Origin of the sequence: Scandinavium sp. (assembly GCF_032012665.1) — a bacterium.
In the GTDB taxonomy this organism is placed as follows: Bacteria; Pseudomonadota; Gammaproteobacteria; order Enterobacterales; family Enterobacteriaceae; genus Scandinavium.
Genome location: NZ_DALZVG010000013.1, coordinates 56,748 through 72,925, shown reverse-complemented (window position 1 = coordinate 72,925; position 16,178 = coordinate 56,748). Strand labels below are relative to the sequence as shown.

The window sequence follows — 16,178 nt, the reverse complement described above, 5'->3', positions numbered from 1 at the left end:
ACTCCTAACTCGGCAAATATTTTTTATTCAGACGAAATGTTTTAGACATACCATCCCTGAATGCATCGATTAACATTCTCGCACCAGACAAATCACACTTGGCTAAACAGTGTAGTAAAGCCATGACAAACACAGTAACGATTCTAAAATAAATATAAGGCTTGACACCATAAGTTTTTTGAATTCTAAAATAATTTCTAAACATAAAATAGCCTTTCCATGATTTTAGAGCAACTGACTGAGTAAAAGGTATTTTACGATAAATTTTGCTTTCAGATATACATTTAATCAATATCTTTTGCTCAGTGGCTTTCAATGCAAAATCAAGGTCATCATTGAAAATGAAGAATGCTTCATCAGGGAAGCCAACCCTATCAAAGACGCTACGGTGAATAATCGGCCCTTCAAAAGGAATTGAGCTAATCACATATTCAGAAGTTTCGGAGTTATATATATCAACCACCGTTTGTCTTTTAGGCCTCAAATAAAATGGATTTTTCAGATCATAGATAACAGCAGATATTTCCGCACACGATTTATCAGCAATATTGAATCTCATAGGCTGTATAATTGTATTCTGATTTAAATGTGGCAGAGCATATTCTAAGCAATGCCGATCCATTTCAATATCATCATCCGCAAGCCATATATAATCATATCCTGCATCCCATGCGAGTTTACTACCAATACGAAAACCTCCAGCACCACCCGCGTTATATCCTGTATTGTGATATGTTACATTCAAATCAGGAAATTCATTTTTGAACGTCAATACAACTTCAGTAGTATTGTCATTGCTATTGTTGTCGATAACAAACACAGCATCAGGAAGGATGCTCATCTGAGCAATTGAAACCAGCGCTTCGGATAATAGTTGAGAACGATTATATGTTACTAGAACAAGGGCAACATTACTTTTTGAGAGTTCGTTTGAATGCATGTAAGTCTCGAATTTTTTTTGTAAAAGTGAAAATTTTAATAAATGATATGAGCTTAAATATAATAACAAGGGTTCTTATTTTAAGAGGAGTTAATCCCATCGGATAAACTATATCTTTACTAACTTTTTGTTTAAATAACCTGTTAACTTCCCTGACAATAGAATCATTTGTTACACCTTGCTTCAACACTTTTAGCATTAAAAGCAAGTATACACTCAGTACATAATAGTCATAATAAGCGTATGACCTTACAGGAATAAACGACGGCAGGCTGACCTCAAAAACGTGAAATTTTGTAAGCTGCTTAGAATCAACGACTTGATTAACAGCTGAATTCGGTTGATCTACATAGTTATATAGAATATTGCTTGATACTGTTATCAGCGATACAGAGGCTAGAGCTTTAATAATAAACTCAAGATCCTCGCAATGGTGGACATCTACATTGAAAAGTAGATTATTTGATTCTATCACCTCTCTTCTGATAACAGTCGCACATATATGTACGGGTATTTTTTTTTCAAAGAGAAATGACAATACTTGAAACGAATCAATGCAATTGAGATCTGAGTAAGAATATTTTCTTCTTACATCACCATCATTCAATACAGTCTGATATCCAAACAAAAGTACTTCAGCATTCGACAAATTCAAATCAAGACTTTCAAATATGCTTCGCTCGTAGTAATCATCCGAATCAAGGAACATTATATATTCCCCGACGGCTGCATCCATCCCTACATTCCTCGCATTTGACACACCTTGATTATCGATAGTGATCAACTTCAAATATGGAGTAAAGTTCTGGTTAATCAGCTCCAGCGTCTTGTCACTTGAACCATCATTAACTATAACAAGCTCAACATCATCTCGATCATGAATTACATTCTGGAATTTGTCTAATGTAGACTCAATATGAGCCTCAGCATTGTAGCAAGGCATAATTACAGAATATTTAATTCCCATACTTAACCTCTTGAAACAATTTCATCCAGCGAGCTGATATATTTTCTATGGAATATTGTAACGAACTCTTCAATGCTTGTTCAGAAAACTCAACTAATAGGTATTTATTAGACAACATCGATTTTAATTTTTCGGCATACAAATTTTCATTACGGAGCTCTACAACATATCCATTTTTATTAGACTCGATTATTTCCACAGGGCCGCAAGGACAATCATAAGCTATACATGGCACCCCAGAACTCTGCGCTTCAATTAATACCATTGGAAGCCCTTCAAAATTTGAACTAGAGGCAATAATCGATGCATTCTCATATATTTTTTCAATATCGCTCACAAATGGCTTTATGTGCACATTAAAGATACCATTCGTTCTTATCTGAGATTCAAGCTCGGTCGCTAAAGGCCCTTCACCATAAATAGTCAAACTCCAGTCAGGAAAGGTTTCAGCTACCCTACTCCAAATTCGCAAGAGAGAATCAAAGCCTTTTTGTTCGACAAGTCTCCCAATAGCAACTACACGTTTAGATTCAATATTCGCCCGGAGCCTAGGTGACAATGGACTTGGATTATAAATATAGTCAACATTTTTTATGCCGTCATCAAGCCAAGACTGCTTATCCGCTTTAGTCAGAACAATTAACTTATCTAAATACTTCACATTGCGTAAAAGTTGTCGGTCACGAAAATAAGAAAGCATTTTATAAATTGGACTATTACTTATTGAAGAGTAAATATATTTCCTGTAGTTTCGGGAAAAATGTAACTCCCCAATTCGCTTGAAATCACCAGTCAACTTATGGAAAAAATCAATTTCACGACCAAAATAACTTATACAGATGTCTGCTTCATTCTCGTTTAGCCAAGCCTGTACTTTCTTTTTATACTGTGATTGTCTTGACAGATAACCTAAAATCTTTTTAAGAGGGTTATTACCTTCATAAAAATCAATATTTAATTCAACAAGTTCAACCCTAGGATCCAAAGGATAAAAAGGAGCCCGCCCTTGATTGGAATTCATAACTATCGATATTTCAAGATCTTCAAAATTATCGACGAAATAGTTAATTTTGGTAGTTAGAACTCTCTCCATCCCACCCGCTTTGTATAAAGATGGAATGAAATACACAATCTTCGTCATGGAAGGATCCTTTTTTTCATGCAATGCAACAGCAACAAAGGCCAGACCGAGTATCCAAGTTGCAAATTTATTGGCTGCTGTGCGTAAATGGCAACAATTCCAACTGCCATCATTAACGATAACTCTTTATATCTTATTGCAAGAGCTAATATTGCAAACAAAGCATAATAGTAGATAATTGAATTAACCGCACCTAACCCAACAAGAGGAGTTAGCGGGTTCTCTCCATAAAGCCCTAACTCTTGCTTACAGGAATCAGGTTCAAAATAACATCTCGATTTGATACCAAAGACTAGAACTGACGGATCGTCCTGGAGGATATCGTATGCGTTTAACAGTCTAAAGCTACGGTTATCCCCTTTAATAGCACCACCGTCATTGGAGCTCTGAAAACGCTCATAAATATATTGCTGTGTATAGTTCCCTACGGGAGAAAAACTAATAGCAGTAAATGACAGAATTCCAATAACAAACGTAATCAGAGAATTGCGTATATTTAAAAGGCTTAGAATGAAAAAAGCAGAAAAGATAATATATGCTAAACTAAACGTAATATATCCAAGCAATAAAAGAACAACTGTCATTTTGAGATTATTTTGTCTTACCCGTCGAATGCAAAGCAAACTAGATAATATCCAAATTAGATGCCCAGGCTCAAGATAGATTCCAGAGGGTCGTATAAACTCATTGTCTTTTACTACGGTAAAGGTAGTCAGATAAAAAAAATAATCCCTGCCGAATACATTAAATAACTTTATCTCGGCCCCGCCAGTTGACAGTGAAATAACAAATCCAATCCAGCACCCAATAAGAATGAACAATAATGCGCGGGAACTAATGCTAATAAATATATTTAAACCGTCACCATTTAATAGCGCAATCACTAAAAAGGAGAGGCCAATTGATACTGGGATTACTAGATACCTTACATCTGACCATTTAAAGATCAATATAAAGGAAGCTATAGTTATTAATATAATTAAAAAATAAAGGGTAATGCTTACTTTGTTGCTTATACATATAACGACCGCAAACGTCATTAGTAATAACGATATAGCAATCCCAGGCAGACCTATTAACTCGAATAATGTTGATGGAACGAGCAAAGCCCACACAATAGCAACGAATAGTATGCTTTTATTTTTAAACGATTTAACGCTTAGATTCATTTGAGATCCTCAACATGCTCACATGCATTCACTAACAGTATTGGTGAAGCTCCAAGATCGATGATCTCATTACATAGGTCAGAAATAACAGTGTTGACCAGATCACTAATACAAATAAAGCATCTGATGCCGTTCACATTGAGAACATTAAATTGTGCACTACTTCCAAATCCATAAATATCTACAACATAGCCAGCACCCAAATAACCGAGAATAATATCCTCTGCAATTTTTTCGCTTTCGATTATATATTGAGAAAACGCACTACTTTCTTCTCTGGGGTGTGGTAAATATAAAATATCTTCTATGCCATGCAAAAATGAGAGTACTGACGTCTCCAATAAACCTGCATATTCTGATCTAATCACAATATCCCGATAAACTGTTCCTAAGAAAATAGAAACTGTTTTACCTTGAGGTTTGAAATCAATCATCGAAGCATCAAACAATGGAATAAACTCCACTTTGTCAATTATATTTTCCCTGTTTTTATAAATCGAATAATGAACTTGAGACTCGTTGACTACTCTATCACGATAATATCGCCTACCAAAAATGAAGTGTAATATCATCTTAAATTTTGACAATTTTATATTTTTATAAAACAAGGAATCTCGAGTGATATTTGCTGTGCCATCATCATATGTGATTATTTGTTTAAAATCCAAATAGGATAATAGATAATGAACAATCTGGTTATCAATGCTGCCCAAATATATATTATTGATTTTTTGTATTTTTTTTGCAAATATGTAAAGTTTTAACAGTAAGCTTAAGCTGAAAGGTTGACTACAATACTCAGATATACACATCTCTCTGGATAGTCTCTGATAGTAGTATCTATTTTTTTTGTTATCAGTGTCAGTATAATAAAATAGTGAAGATGGAAGGTTAGATTTACTAGAGATTTGATTAGCAATTAATGACTGTAGAGGGGTGAAGCATATAAATAAATCCATTTCTATTCCTCACCTCTGTTACAGATTAGTCCATATAACAGCAATACGCATACAGAATTAGATAAAATCAAAGATGCACTCAGCACTGTTAAACTTATCTCTTTTAACACCAGCACAATCCCAATATGAGCTACACTTGTAATGATAGTACAAAACGCTATTTTTTTATTTTCGCTTAGATAAAACAAATAATTAACAAGCAACAAATAAGGTATTTGTATTCCCATTCCTAGTGTAAATAATGCTACCATCACTGATATATGAGCATAGTTTTCCCCCAAGAAATAAGAGTAAACATCGTCAGGAATAAAAAACAAAATAACGCCAGGAATAAGGCTAAGAGGCAAAATACGGATAAAATATTTTCTTATTGTTCTACCATTAAAAATATTTTTCTTGCAAGCCTCAAAAAAATATGGAACTCCTGCTTTATTTAAAGCCATGATAACAATCAGAGAAATGCTGGCAACCTGATAGGCAGCGGAATAAAATGCCAAAGAAGAGAGGTCATAAGTTTGAGCAACTAAAAGTCTGTCTAGTTGACCTTTGACATATAAACTTGCTTGATGAAGAATAAGTGGAAAACCAAAGCTAAAGCAATATAAAAAATTCAACCTCAATGTATTATAATTAAATTTACAATAAACAGTTCTTAATGACAGTGGTAGGGCTATCAATATGGATATAAGTAGTCCCAAGATAATAGATAACACTCTAAAAATATAATCATGACCTAATATTTCTATGAATGCAACTGTACAAAAAACCGATATAGTTGAATTCCCCAACTGCAATATCAGATAGTTTCTCACTTTTTTTTGGCATTGCTGAACTGAGCTCAGAACATTGTATATTGACTGAACTCCAGCACATATTATTGCATAAAGAATGATTTTTTGACTAAATGCATAAGCAATCGCAAAAAAAATAGCATCCAGAAGAATTATCAAACCTATCGACAGGATTATAAGATTTGTAAAATTCCTCGAGCCATATCTGTAGTAGTAACGAGAAATCGCTCCTTCAAAACTCCAGTTCACAGCGATTATAAATACACCAGATAAAGCCATAAACAAACTGAGTTGCCCAAAAGCTTCAGGATCAAGGACCCGTGTAAGGTAAGGCAATAGCAAAAATGGCAGTGCTTTAGAAAGCATTTCTCCTACAAAAAAAGCGCTCAAGCCTCGGACTGATTTGACTTTCATTATTGTGCCTTAGCTTTTTTTTGCAATAAATATTCAGCGTATTCGAAATCTTCAATATAGTCTATATCAATTGAACTCACTCGATCCATTAGGTAGCCATAAGCATTTTTGTCATAGAAATTAAACGCATCACTATCCAATTTCTTTGCGTCAAATAGATAAATAGCACCATTCAAACGATAGCCAACCCTTCCATCCGGGTCAGAATATGCCTGACTAAGAAACCCATCTAAATTTAGATCATTATCTAAATAGTTACTCCAGCTTATTTTATGTTCACATTCCGTTATCGATATAACAGAGGATGCTTTATTCTTTATGAATAATGAAATTGCATTTTCTATATCCGCTGAAGTTCGGAGTGGCGAAGTAGGCTGCAATATTGCAATTGCATCATAGCATGGGTTTTTGCCGTAAATGTATTTTACTACATCAATTGTACTCGTTTCATCTTGAGATAGATGCGCTGGTCTTAATTCAGGTACAAGAGCTCCTGCAGCTCTTGATAATTCGGCGATCTCAGGATCATCAGTACTCACATACACCGTTGAAATCCCCGAGGCATTCATTGCAGCCTCAATAGTCCAGGTAATCATCGGTTTGCCATGAAGCATTTTTTTATTTTTACCCGGAAGCCTTTTACTCCCACCTCGAGCAGGTATTATTGCTAGCACTTTCAAACTCATTTTATATTCAATCCAACTATATCTGATTGCGCCTTATTAAAATCATCCATACGGCCAATGTCCAGCCAGTATTCATGAATAGGGAACATAATCACATCTTCTTTTTTAGCAATTTCTTGCTCAAGTAAGGTTGGCATGTCTATTTTTTGTTGTCGTGGAACATTTTTGAAAAGCTCAGGGCTTACGACATAAATGCCAGCATTGACAAAGTATCGCTGAATAGGCTTTTCTTGCATGGAAATGATGCGATGCCCATCTCCATTGATTACCCCGTAAGGAATTTGGTAATCATATTCACGGACGCACATTGTTGCTTTTGGCTGGTACTTATTATGGAAATCAAGTAACCGCTCAAAGTCTACGGTGGTAAGCACATCACCATTAATCATTAGTAATGGCAGTTCAGGCGTGTTTTCAGGCAATAGACCAAGCGCCCCTCCCGTTCCTAACGGAATTTCTTCATGGACATATGTGATATTGGCGCCCCAAGAACTTCCATTTCCAAAATAATTTGTTATTTGTTCAGGCATGTAATGCGTAGAAATATAAATGTTCTTAAATCCAGCTTTGAGAAACTGTTCAAGCAGTATTTCCAGGATTGGCTTACCACCAACTTTCAGCATTGGTTTCGGACAAGTATCAGTAAGGGGGCGTAAGCGAGTCCCGAACCCACCAGCCATAATGAAAACCGGGTTCTCAAGTACTGATTCAATGGTCGTGCTGCTAAGAGTTTCCAGGCCAATGACTACACCATCCTGCATGATTGGAATAGAGAGAATCCCTTTACTGGTCATGATTCTGTGGAGCTCTTTCCGAGTAATATTCGCAGCAGCAGTAATTGGATTTTTATTCATTACATTGTTAACTTCTGCGCTCAGAGGTAAATTATTCAGTAGCCCCCTGCGAATATCTCCATCGGTGACTACACCGACTAAGCGGCATTTATCATCCACAACCAATGCCGTACGCAATGCTTCATTATTGATAATTTCTAAAGCTTCACGTACCGTGCATTCTGGTTTAATTAATATATTCTTCCAATGCTGTGTCATTTTAACCTTCTTTTGCTTTATCGCAGGACGGACCGTTGTGCGTAAACTTTTTGTTCCGGCAATGTATGCCTGGTAACTAAAGCACCGGCTGTTACAACTGTCCCTTTTCCAAGCCGAATATTTTGAATGATCGTTGCATTAACACCTACGAATACATCATCTTCGGTTTCGCACTGACCACAAATCACAGCCCGTGGCGCGACGAAATTGTAGGAGCCAATTCTGCTATCATGCTCAATAATAGCTCCTGTATTAATAACTGTATGGCTCCCAATCACAGCACCAGCCTGAATGACTGCACCTGTGAACACCTGCACTCCGGGAGCCAGGACAGCATAAGGGGATACATAGGCGCCATCCGCAACGACCGTTTCAAAAACGTATCCCTTAGCTAAATATTTTTCGTTAACTGTTTTTTTTATACCAGAGCCAGGTAATACGCCAATGCAATTAACTAAAGATACTTTTTTGGGGTCAAATTTCGCGATGTCATCATCATGACTGAGCACATCTATCCCATCAAAAATGCGTCGTGATGAGACATCAACGGTACTGACAATAGCTTTTATATCGCGATGTTGCTGTTTCAATATATCAGCAATAACGCTGGCATGGCCACCACCACCAATAAGGATGACGTTTTTTTGCCTATCAGCATTATTCACTAATAAGATCCCCAGGCTTATAGGACTTACTGGCAGGTTTATTCAGGAGATTCCAGTATAAGTATGGGGACATACCGGTTCCTGGGCGTTTGATCGCCACATTCTCATTCGTAAAACATTCCCCTTCATTGATAGTGAGGGAAGCTACGAGACTTTTCCTTGCAACGCTTTTATTTTTAATTTCTGACACGGTAGGTGCTTTCACAGCACTGCCCAATGCTTTCTCAACCTTGCGAATAGACTGTACCATCTCAGCAAGCTCATGAGGCTCAAGTGAAGCTTTGTGATCTGGCCCTTCCATATTTTTATCAAGCGTAAAGTGCTTTTCGATAATTTTAGCACCGCGTGCAACAGCTGCGACGGGAATTGTAATCCCTTCACTGTGATCCGAATAGCCTGCAGGGAGATCAAAAGCAAGACCCAAAGTGTCCATTGCACGAAGATTAATCTCTTCCATCGGCGCAGGGTACTCAGTAGTGCAATGGAGAATAAATACTTTTTCCCTCAAAGCTTTTTGGCCTTCCTCTGAAGCATAGGCTTGCTGAAAAGCATCAACCCCGGGTTGTACATTGAGGCTAGCAGTATAGCCAAATGCGATGACACCCAATGCAGCCTCAATTTCGGACAATGTTGCCATCCCGGTCGAGACTATGATGTCACAACCTGTACGAGCGTGCTCGAGGATGAGAGGAGCATTTGTTAATTCTCCTGATGGCAATTTGAGCCTTTTAAGGCCTAACTCATTCACCAAAAATGCCAGACTTTCAGAGTCGAATGCCGTTGAAAGGAATTCAATCCCAAGATGGTTACAATAGTCGATTAATCTATGATGGGCTTCCCACGAAAGTTCAAGCCGGCTTAACATTGCAAGCTGCGATTCCTGCTTTTGGGTATTAACCACCTGATAATCGGCCTGAACGGCCTCAGCGGTAACAAGGTTTACTGCCTTGAATGTCTGAAACTTTACAATGTCAGCCCCGGCCTTATAGGCAGCATCTACAAGTTGGAATGCGAGTTTTTCGTCACCGTTGTGATTTACACCGGCTTCAGCAATGATAAGCGTCATAGAGTTTCACTTAATGTCGTAGAATTTCTTACTTGGATTAAATCGCAGGGACTTAATCATTTTAATCACTTTGGTGCTTGCATCGCCTTGCCCATAGGGATTGGAGATAATCTCATCCCGCTGCATGTAAGTGCGATTGATTGCCGCTTTCAGTGCCTCATAGATAGACTCCTTGGTGGCATCGCAATGTAAGACACTTTTGGCAGCCAAACGCCCTTTTTGCCTTTCACCAATATCTACTGTCGGTACGTTAAATGCAGGAACTTCAATTATCCCACTTGATGAATTACCAATAACCGCAGCTGAATGCTTGACTGCGCTGAGGTAACGAACCTGCCCTAATGATGGAATGGCCAGTACTCTCTGCGGATGTTTAGCTGCATAAGCCTCAAGCAGCGGAATGATTTTTCGCCCGCCATCATCTGCATTTGGGTAAGTCAAAAGAATCTGATAGTTCTTGAATTCATCCAAAGCAGCCAGAAGCGCTTCAAAACTTTCCTCCGCAGGCTCATGACTTAGTGTCACAGGATGATAGGTCACCAACAGATAAGGCTGTTTTAAAGGAAAATTAAGCGAGGAGGCGAGCTCTGACACGGCCATAAAACTGCCGCGCGATAAGTAATCTAAGCCAATTGCTCCCACATTTTCTACGCGGCTGGGGTCCTCCCCCAACTGAATTACCCGCCGTTTATATTCTTCCGTAGATGTACCATGGAGATAACTTAATTTTGTTATGGCATGTCTGATCGCATCATCATATGCCCCTTCCGTAATTTCTCCACCATGCAGGTGCAAAACGGGGATACGGAGGATCATCGCAGTTTGCGCCGCCGCCAGAGCTTCGAAACGGTCGCCGAGAATAACCAAAACATCTGGCTGCAATCGAGCCAGAGCATCAGTAAAGCCCAACACGCCCAAACCCATACTTTTTGCAGTTCCTACGGACGAATCAGACGAGAGCAAAATTTCAATCTTCTCATCGATTTTAAATCCATCTTTCTCGATCTGTTGCCAGGTACTACCAAATTCTGGAGAAAGATGCATTCCGCTGACAAGGAGCTGAAGCTCCAGTTCCTTGTCATTCTGAATGTCTTTCATTAGCCAGTATAGCAATCCGTATTCAGCACGCGTTCCTGTGAATACCGCGACTTTGCGTTTTGCTGTAACCATCAAATTCATTCCACCGGTGAGCTTGGTAAATTAACCAATTGTGCTTCAATTCGTTCTGAATGTTTCAGGTCATCCCTTAATGCATTTTCAAACATTGGCAAGCGATGCATCAATTTCCATATTGGGCGAGCCATAACTTTTGCTTCATTCATTTGAGCAAGTAAGGCATCACGCGCATCAGCATTCTCACAAATGACAGCATTCAGCCAGTAATTGGACTGGGCATATTCAGGTTCTTTTACGAAGCTAAGCTCTGACCCCGCAAAGAATTCTTCATAACGCTGAGCCAGAACGCGTTTTTGCTTCAGGAACGAATCAAGTCGTTCCATCTGCCCACAACCGAGGGCTGCGTTGAGGTTTGGCATGCGATAATTGAAGCCAGGTTCGTCATGATAAAACTCATAGGGATGCGGAACTTTTGCCGTCGTGGTCACATGCTTCGCACGCACTCCTGCCTCCGGAGAACGGCAGAAGACCATGCCGCCGCCCCCCGTGGTAATAATTTTATTACCATTAAAACTTAGAGCTCCATATTCACCAAGCGTACCGGTATGTCTGCCTTTGTAGAAAGAACCCAAGCTTTCGGCAGCATCCTCAATAAGAATGATGCTCCACTTTTGGCAAATGGCGATCAATTCATCTAACTCAACCGGATGTCCAAATGTATGCATAGGGACAACCGCACGGACAGCCTGTCGCGTTTTGCGGTGAACACAACCCTGTTCTGTAAGCTCAGTATTTTCACTCAACCAGTTATCTAAAGCCTTAGGGCAAAGTCCGAGGCTTACCGGTGAGACATCAGTAAAGACTGGTTCAGCTCCCAGATGGTAAAGCGCGTTACAGGTCGCAACGAAAGTCAGGGCCTGAGTTATGACTAAGTCGCCACGTTTAACTCCAGCAAGATACAGAGCGGCACTTAGTGCCGCAGTGCCATTTACTGTAGCGACTGCACGCGCAGTCCCTGTGTATGCTTCCATTTTACGTTCGAAGTCATCAACATATTTACCGACGCTAGAAACGAACGTGCTATCTAAAGTATCCAGTACGTATTTTTTTTCGTTGCCATTAAAGACAGGCGCATGCAATGGAATAAACTCTTCCGTTTTGTATACGTCGCGAACAAATTCGATAATAGAACTAATATTCATTCGAGAGTGCCTTGCTTACATTTTGCTGTCGAGATACTTACCCGTTTCTTTATGCCCAAAATCTGGAATCATTTCAAAAAACAGTTTAACAATATCTTCCTTACTCCACTCAAGAGATGTCTTCATCTCCTGAATTTTCTCTTCAAAGTGAGACAACAACATTGGATCATAAAGGGGCTCATTCTTAATGATGCCCAGATTAATAAATCGCTCCATATCAAGCGTTTCTTTATCGGTGAAAAACTCTTCGAAATCCTTCTCACCAGTTGTATCACTCGAGGTAAACAGGCACGGCCACTTCCCCTGAGCTGGTAATGTCTTAGCCAGTTCACGCGCCTCATCCTCGCTTTCACAAAGATGAGGTTCATATCCACGCTGTTTTAAATATAGTACTGCGATATCTGCAAATGAGATCAAGTGGAGAGCTTCACTCAGTTTCGGGAAAAATATGTCGCGATTATTACCGAAGATACATGACATCAGGCAAAGCTCTCCCGACTCCTGCGGAGTGACAAAGTAACGTTTGATGTCGTTTGGTGCCACCAGTGGTTGCTGTTTTTGGATGCGCTGGTTAAAACCATGCAGCAAAGAACCGTCAGAGAAAGCAACATTGGCAAATCGAGCGGTAGAGATAGCTATTTTTTCGCTTTTGCGCATCAGGAACATCTCCATAATGCGTTTAGATGCCCCCATCATATTTACTGGATTTGCCGCTTTATCCGTTGATACGCAGAAGAATTTTTTTACGCCTGCTGCAATAGACTGTTCAATTGTTTTATCTGTATTGAGGATATTTACCTCAATCATGCGCATCAATGTAAATGGATCTTTTTCACTACGAACATGTTTTAATGCTGAAAGGTTTAATACGTAGTCATATTTTCCATCGGACTTGATGAACGCATCATATTCCGTCGAGCCAATATCTAGCGCAAAAGTCTGAAAATCACCATCAATATACCCAAATGAGCTTCGGATATCGCGCACCAATTCAACCATATTGTTTTCACTGATATCAACAACATGAAGTTTTAGAGGGTTGCGCTTAAAAATTTCTTTAGTCACCGCCTGACCAATTGACCCGGCACCACCTAAGACGAGAAAACGGGATGAGGAAACAATTCGTTTTAATTCTTTTTTATTTCCTGAAACATCTTCACTAAACAGTGCTTTAGTGCGTCCAATGAGTTGAAGGATATTATCCATGTTTTGGCCCAGTTAATTAAGAGTGGTTAGGTTAAACCATTTAGTCATGACAAAAAATATATACGCTACCGCCCCTGGCTCAACAGCTACCAGTACACTGCACGTAAAGTTAGACTCCCTGCCATCTCATCAGCCTAAAAGGAGACTGATAGCAGAAAAATGTAATCCAATATTGTCGTCCGAATCAGGACTCAAAACAAGGGTAAATCCCACTTTTCGAACACAAAAACAAACTGCAAAGGGAATGCTTATTCATTGATTTTAAAAACAAAAAACGGCAAAGGTGCCACAAGTGCGCGCTAACCGCACCATGACCTCCCCTGCCGTTTAATCAGGCACATCGTGCCTCATAAACTAGTCGACCAGCAGCTTCTTGATACTTTCCCGGAACTTAGCGCCCTCTTTCAGGTTGCGCAGCCCGTACTGAACGAATGCCTGCATGTAGCCCATTTTTTTGCCGCAGTCGTAGCTTTCGCCGGTCATCTGCATTGCATCAACGGATTGTTTCTTCGCCAGTTCAGCAATCGCGTCTGTTAGCTGTACGCGACCCCAGGCACCCGGCTCGGTTTTCTCGAGCTCGGCCCAGATATCCGCTGAAAGCACATAGCGCCCTACCGCCATCAGGTCGGAATCCAGCGTTTGTGGCTGATCGGGCTTCTCGATAAAATCAACAATACGGCTGATTTTACCTTCTACGTCCAGCGGCTCTTTGGTTTTGATAATCGAGTATTCACGCAGATCGCCATCCATATGTTTTGCCAGCACCTGGCTGCGGCCCGTTTCGCTAAAGCGGGCAACCATTGCAGCGAGGTTATAGCGCAGAGGATCGGCGGTGGCGTTATCGAGCACGATATCCGGCAGCACAACCACAAACGGGTTGTCGCCAACGATCGGGCGCGCACAAAGAATGGAGTGGCCTAAGCCAAGAGGCTGTGCCTGACGCACGTTCATGATGGTCACACCCGGCGGGCAGATGGCCTGCACTTCCGCCAGCAGCTGGCGCTTAACGCGCTGTTCCAGCAGTGACTCAAGTTCATAAGAGGTGTCGAAGTGGTTTTCAACTGCATTCTTTGACGCATGAGTAACCAGGACGATTTCTTTGATCCCTGCAGCAACAACCTCGTCGACAATGTACTGAATCATCGGCTTGTCAACGATCGGCAGCATTTCTTTAGGAATGGCCTTGGTGGCAGGAAGCATATGCATCCCGAGGCCCGCTACCGGAATAACTGCTTTCAAATTAATCATTATCATGTCCACCTATGAATGGTTCGAGAATTATAGCCAGTCGGAACGTTTTATCCAGCATGTTTTTTTGATGATACCTGGCAGAATTTTATAAAACTTCAGGGTTAATCTGATAGTTATCTTCGCTTACCAGGAATCGTCGTATTTATTTCCCCGGTAGCTGGAAGTTTAACCGGTTGGTATTCACCACCTGCTGATCCACCCGGTCGATATCCACCGATCGCTGGCCCTTTTCATTCACCGCCTTAATGTTCGCCAGCGACAGCAGCGTGTCCTCTTTCGCCATGAACTTGCCTCGCACATCCTTGCGTAAATCGAAGTTCATCGATAGCGCAGGCCCCCGTTCAGCATCCTGCATCACATTGATATTGCGTATAAAGAGATGCTGCGGTTTATTGTGCAGCTCCAGCGAGGCTCGCTTCAGGTTAAGATTGGTAATGGAGACGAACGATTGCGCGTTGCCGGAAGAAATCTGGATCCCCCGCAGCTTGTACGGCAGCGTCGTGTTATCCATCTGAACATCATTGAGGCGGAAATTTTGTGGGATTGAGAGGTAGTTACCCTTGATCACTCCGTAGCCAATCAGCATCCCGGCGCTATTCACCATATTGACATTATCAATAATGAAATTATCACAGCCATAAATGGCTACCGTCGCATTATCAATCCCCGCCTTTTTACTGAACTCAGGAGTGATATTACGGGCTTTGACATTCCGGATAATAAAGTGTTTGCCGTTTTCCACATGCACCAGCTGACGGCAGTTGCTGCCGGTGATGTTGGCAACCACAAAGTTCTTCACCGTCTGTCCTTCGGGATAGCCGTTGTCATACGTGCTGCCCGCAAGTCCTATGCCGATGCCCCAGTTGATTTTACCGTTAGTACAGTTGATGTCATCGATGACGTGGTCAGAAATAAGGATGTTCTTGTCGTTGATCGCCACGTTCCATTCGATGGCGTCACCCTGCAACTTCGTGAAGCGTCCGTTGGTGATTCTTACGCCGTCGAATTGATTGTGGAATCCCTGGCGCAGGATGCCGTAATTAGCCTCGGTCACCGTGATGTTATCAATCAGCAAATTGCGCATGGTGCGTTTATCTTTGCCGCCGATAAAAATCTGCGCCAGCGGGCCGTATCCGCTCAGGGTCACCCCCTGAATCACGCAGTCGGACCCGCGAACGTCCAGGCAAAGGTTGTTCAGGCGTCCACCGTTACCGATGATTTTACAGCCGTCCTGGAGCGCAAATCGCCCGCGCCCGTTGCCTTTCAGCACGCCGTCAATTTGCAGGGTTTTGCCCGGTGGAATGATAATACCGGTATTGATGTTGTCGCAGACCACGCCTTGCGGGACCTGCACCACATCGCTCGCTGTGAACGCATCGTTGAAGGCACGAACCCAGTCGTTAGCGGAATTGAAACGACGAATATCCGCAGCAGACGTTTTCTCTACCGCCCGAACTGCACGACTATTGAGGAGTGGCAATACGGCCAGCGCGGAGCCGGAGCCAAGGAAGGCACGTCGTGAAAGGGAGTACTTTTTATCCGTCATGCGACCT

At 41.0% G+C, this 16,178-nt stretch carries 15 protein-coding genes; all 15 read right to left on the bottom strand.

What is annotated here, in order from left to right; genetic code table 11:
• Positions 1-4 precede the first annotated feature (4 nt).
• The gene (locus tag RTU33_RS12410) at positions 5-940 is read right to left on the bottom strand and encodes a glycosyltransferase (protein WP_312627727.1); all 936 of its coding nucleotides are present in this window, start codon (positions 938-940) and stop codon (positions 5-7) included.
• Positions 912-1,907 (bottom strand): glycosyltransferase, encoded by a 996-nt coding sequence (locus RTU33_RS12405; protein WP_312627725.1) that lies wholly within the window; start codon positions 1,905-1,907, stop codon positions 912-914. The genes RTU33_RS12410 and RTU33_RS12405 overlap by 29 nt, the downstream gene beginning before the upstream one ends.
• A complete protein-coding gene (locus RTU33_RS12400; protein ID WP_312627723.1) occupies positions 1,897-3,048 on the bottom strand; it encodes a glycosyltransferase family 4 protein in 1,152 nt (383 codons plus the stop codon). Before RTU33_RS12400 ends, RTU33_RS12405 begins: the two co-directional genes overlap by 11 nt.
• Positions 3,045-4,217 (bottom strand): hypothetical protein, encoded by a 1,173-nt coding sequence (locus tag RTU33_RS12395; RefSeq protein ID WP_312627721.1) that lies wholly within the window; start codon positions 4,215-4,217, stop codon positions 3,045-3,047. The genes RTU33_RS12400 and RTU33_RS12395 overlap by 4 nt, the downstream gene beginning before the upstream one ends.
• Positions 4,214-5,176: a glycosyltransferase family 52 gene (locus RTU33_RS12390; protein ID WP_312627719.1), complete on the bottom strand. Its 963-nt coding sequence runs from the start codon at positions 5,174-5,176 to the stop codon at positions 4,214-4,216. The genes RTU33_RS12395 and RTU33_RS12390 overlap by 4 nt, the downstream gene beginning before the upstream one ends.
• A gap of 2 nt (positions 5,177-5,178) precedes the next feature.
• Positions 5,179-6,381 (bottom strand): oligosaccharide flippase family protein, encoded by a 1,203-nt coding sequence (locus RTU33_RS12385; RefSeq protein ID WP_312627717.1) that lies wholly within the window; start codon positions 6,379-6,381, stop codon positions 5,179-5,181.
• The gene (locus tag RTU33_RS12380; RefSeq protein ID WP_312627715.1) at positions 6,381-7,067 is read right to left on the bottom strand and encodes an acylneuraminate cytidylyltransferase family protein; all 687 of its coding nucleotides are present in this window, start codon (positions 7,065-7,067) and stop codon (positions 6,381-6,383) included. Before RTU33_RS12380 ends, RTU33_RS12385 begins: the two co-directional genes overlap by 1 nt.
• A complete protein-coding gene (locus tag RTU33_RS12375) occupies positions 7,064-8,119 on the bottom strand; it encodes a nucleotidyltransferase family protein (protein WP_312627713.1) in 1,056 nt (351 codons plus the stop codon). The genes RTU33_RS12380 and RTU33_RS12375 overlap by 4 nt, the downstream gene beginning before the upstream one ends.
• 17 nt (positions 8,120-8,136) lie before the next feature.
• Positions 8,137-8,784, bottom strand: coding sequence for an acetyltransferase (locus RTU33_RS12370; protein ID WP_312627711.1), 648 nt, complete (start codon positions 8,782-8,784; stop codon positions 8,137-8,139).
• The gene (gene neuB / locus RTU33_RS12365; RefSeq protein WP_312627709.1) at positions 8,777-9,850 is read right to left on the bottom strand and encodes an N-acetylneuraminate synthase; all 1,074 of its coding nucleotides are present in this window, start codon (positions 9,848-9,850) and stop codon (positions 8,777-8,779) included. The genes RTU33_RS12370 and neuB overlap by 8 nt, the downstream gene beginning before the upstream one ends.
• 6 nt (positions 9,851-9,856) lie before the next feature.
• The gene (gene neuC / locus RTU33_RS12360) at positions 9,857-11,020 is read right to left on the bottom strand and encodes a UDP-N-acetylglucosamine 2-epimerase (RefSeq protein WP_312627708.1); all 1,164 of its coding nucleotides are present in this window, start codon (positions 11,018-11,020) and stop codon (positions 9,857-9,859) included.
• A 5-nt stretch (positions 11,021-11,025) separates the two neighbouring features.
• Positions 11,026-12,168, bottom strand: a complete 1,143-nt coding sequence (locus RTU33_RS12355; RefSeq protein WP_312627707.1) for a LegC family aminotransferase — start codon at positions 12,166-12,168, stop codon at positions 11,026-11,028.
• A gap of 15 nt (positions 12,169-12,183) precedes the next feature.
• Entirely contained in the window at positions 12,184-13,374 is a 1,191-nt protein-coding gene (locus tag RTU33_RS12350; RefSeq protein WP_312627705.1) for a UDP-N-acetylglucosamine 4,6-dehydratase, read from the bottom strand.
• A gap of 354 nt (positions 13,375-13,728) precedes the next feature.
• The gene (gene galF, locus RTU33_RS12345; RefSeq protein ID WP_312627703.1) at positions 13,729-14,622 is read right to left on the bottom strand and encodes a UTP--glucose-1-phosphate uridylyltransferase GalF; all 894 of its coding nucleotides are present in this window, start codon (positions 14,620-14,622) and stop codon (positions 13,729-13,731) included.
• A 145-nt stretch (positions 14,623-14,767) separates the two neighbouring features.
• Positions 14,768-16,171 (bottom strand): colanic acid biosynthesis protein WcaM, encoded by a 1,404-nt coding sequence (gene wcaM, locus RTU33_RS12340; protein WP_312627701.1) that lies wholly within the window; start codon positions 16,169-16,171, stop codon positions 14,768-14,770.
• Positions 16,172-16,178 lie beyond the last annotated feature (7 nt).

Bases quoted from the DNA above. Each gene is read 5' to 3' on its own strand.
- RTU33_RS12410 (WP_312627727.1), bottom strand. From the start codon at position 940: ATGCATTCAAACGAACTCTCAAAAAGTAATGTTGCCCTTGTTCTAGTA.
- RTU33_RS12405 (WP_312627725.1), bottom strand. From the start codon at position 1,907: ATGGGAATTAAATATTCTGTAATTATGCCTTGCTACAATGCTGAGGCT.
- RTU33_RS12400 (WP_312627723.1), bottom strand. From the start codon at position 3,048: ATGACGAAGATTGTGTATTTCATTCCATCTTTATACAAAGCGGGTGGG.
- RTU33_RS12395 (WP_312627721.1), bottom strand. From the start codon at position 4,217: ATGAATCTAAGCGTTAAATCGTTTAAAAATAAAAGCATACTATTCGTT.
- RTU33_RS12390 (WP_312627719.1), bottom strand. From the start codon at position 5,176: ATGGATTTATTTATATGCTTCACCCCTCTACAGTCATTAATTGCTAAT.
- RTU33_RS12385 (WP_312627717.1), bottom strand. From the start codon at position 6,381: ATGAAAGTCAAATCAGTCCGAGGCTTGAGCGCTTTTTTTGTAGGAGAA.
- RTU33_RS12380 (WP_312627715.1), bottom strand. From the start codon at position 7,067: ATGAGTTTGAAAGTGCTAGCAATAATACCTGCTCGAGGTGGGAGTAAA.
- RTU33_RS12375 (WP_312627713.1), bottom strand. From the start codon at position 8,119: ATGACACAGCATTGGAAGAATATATTAATTAAACCAGAATGCACGGTA.
- neuB (WP_312627709.1), bottom strand. From the start codon at position 9,850: ATGACGCTTATCATTGCTGAAGCCGGTGTAAATCACAACGGTGACGAA.
- neuC (WP_312627708.1), bottom strand. From the start codon at position 11,020: ATGGTTACAGCAAAACGCAAAGTCGCGGTATTCACAGGAACGCGTGCT.
- RTU33_RS12355 (WP_312627707.1), bottom strand. From the start codon at position 12,168: ATGAATATTAGTTCTATTATCGAATTTGTTCGCGACGTATACAAAACG.
- RTU33_RS12350 (WP_312627705.1), bottom strand. From the start codon at position 13,374: ATGGATAATATCCTTCAACTCATTGGACGCACTAAAGCACTGTTTAGT.
- galF (WP_312627703.1), bottom strand. From the start codon at position 14,622: ATGATTAATTTGAAAGCAGTTATTCCGGTAGCGGGCCTCGGGATGCAT.
- wcaM (WP_312627701.1), bottom strand. From the start codon at position 16,171: ATGACGGATAAAAAGTACTCCCTTTCACGACGTGCCTTCCTTGGCTCC.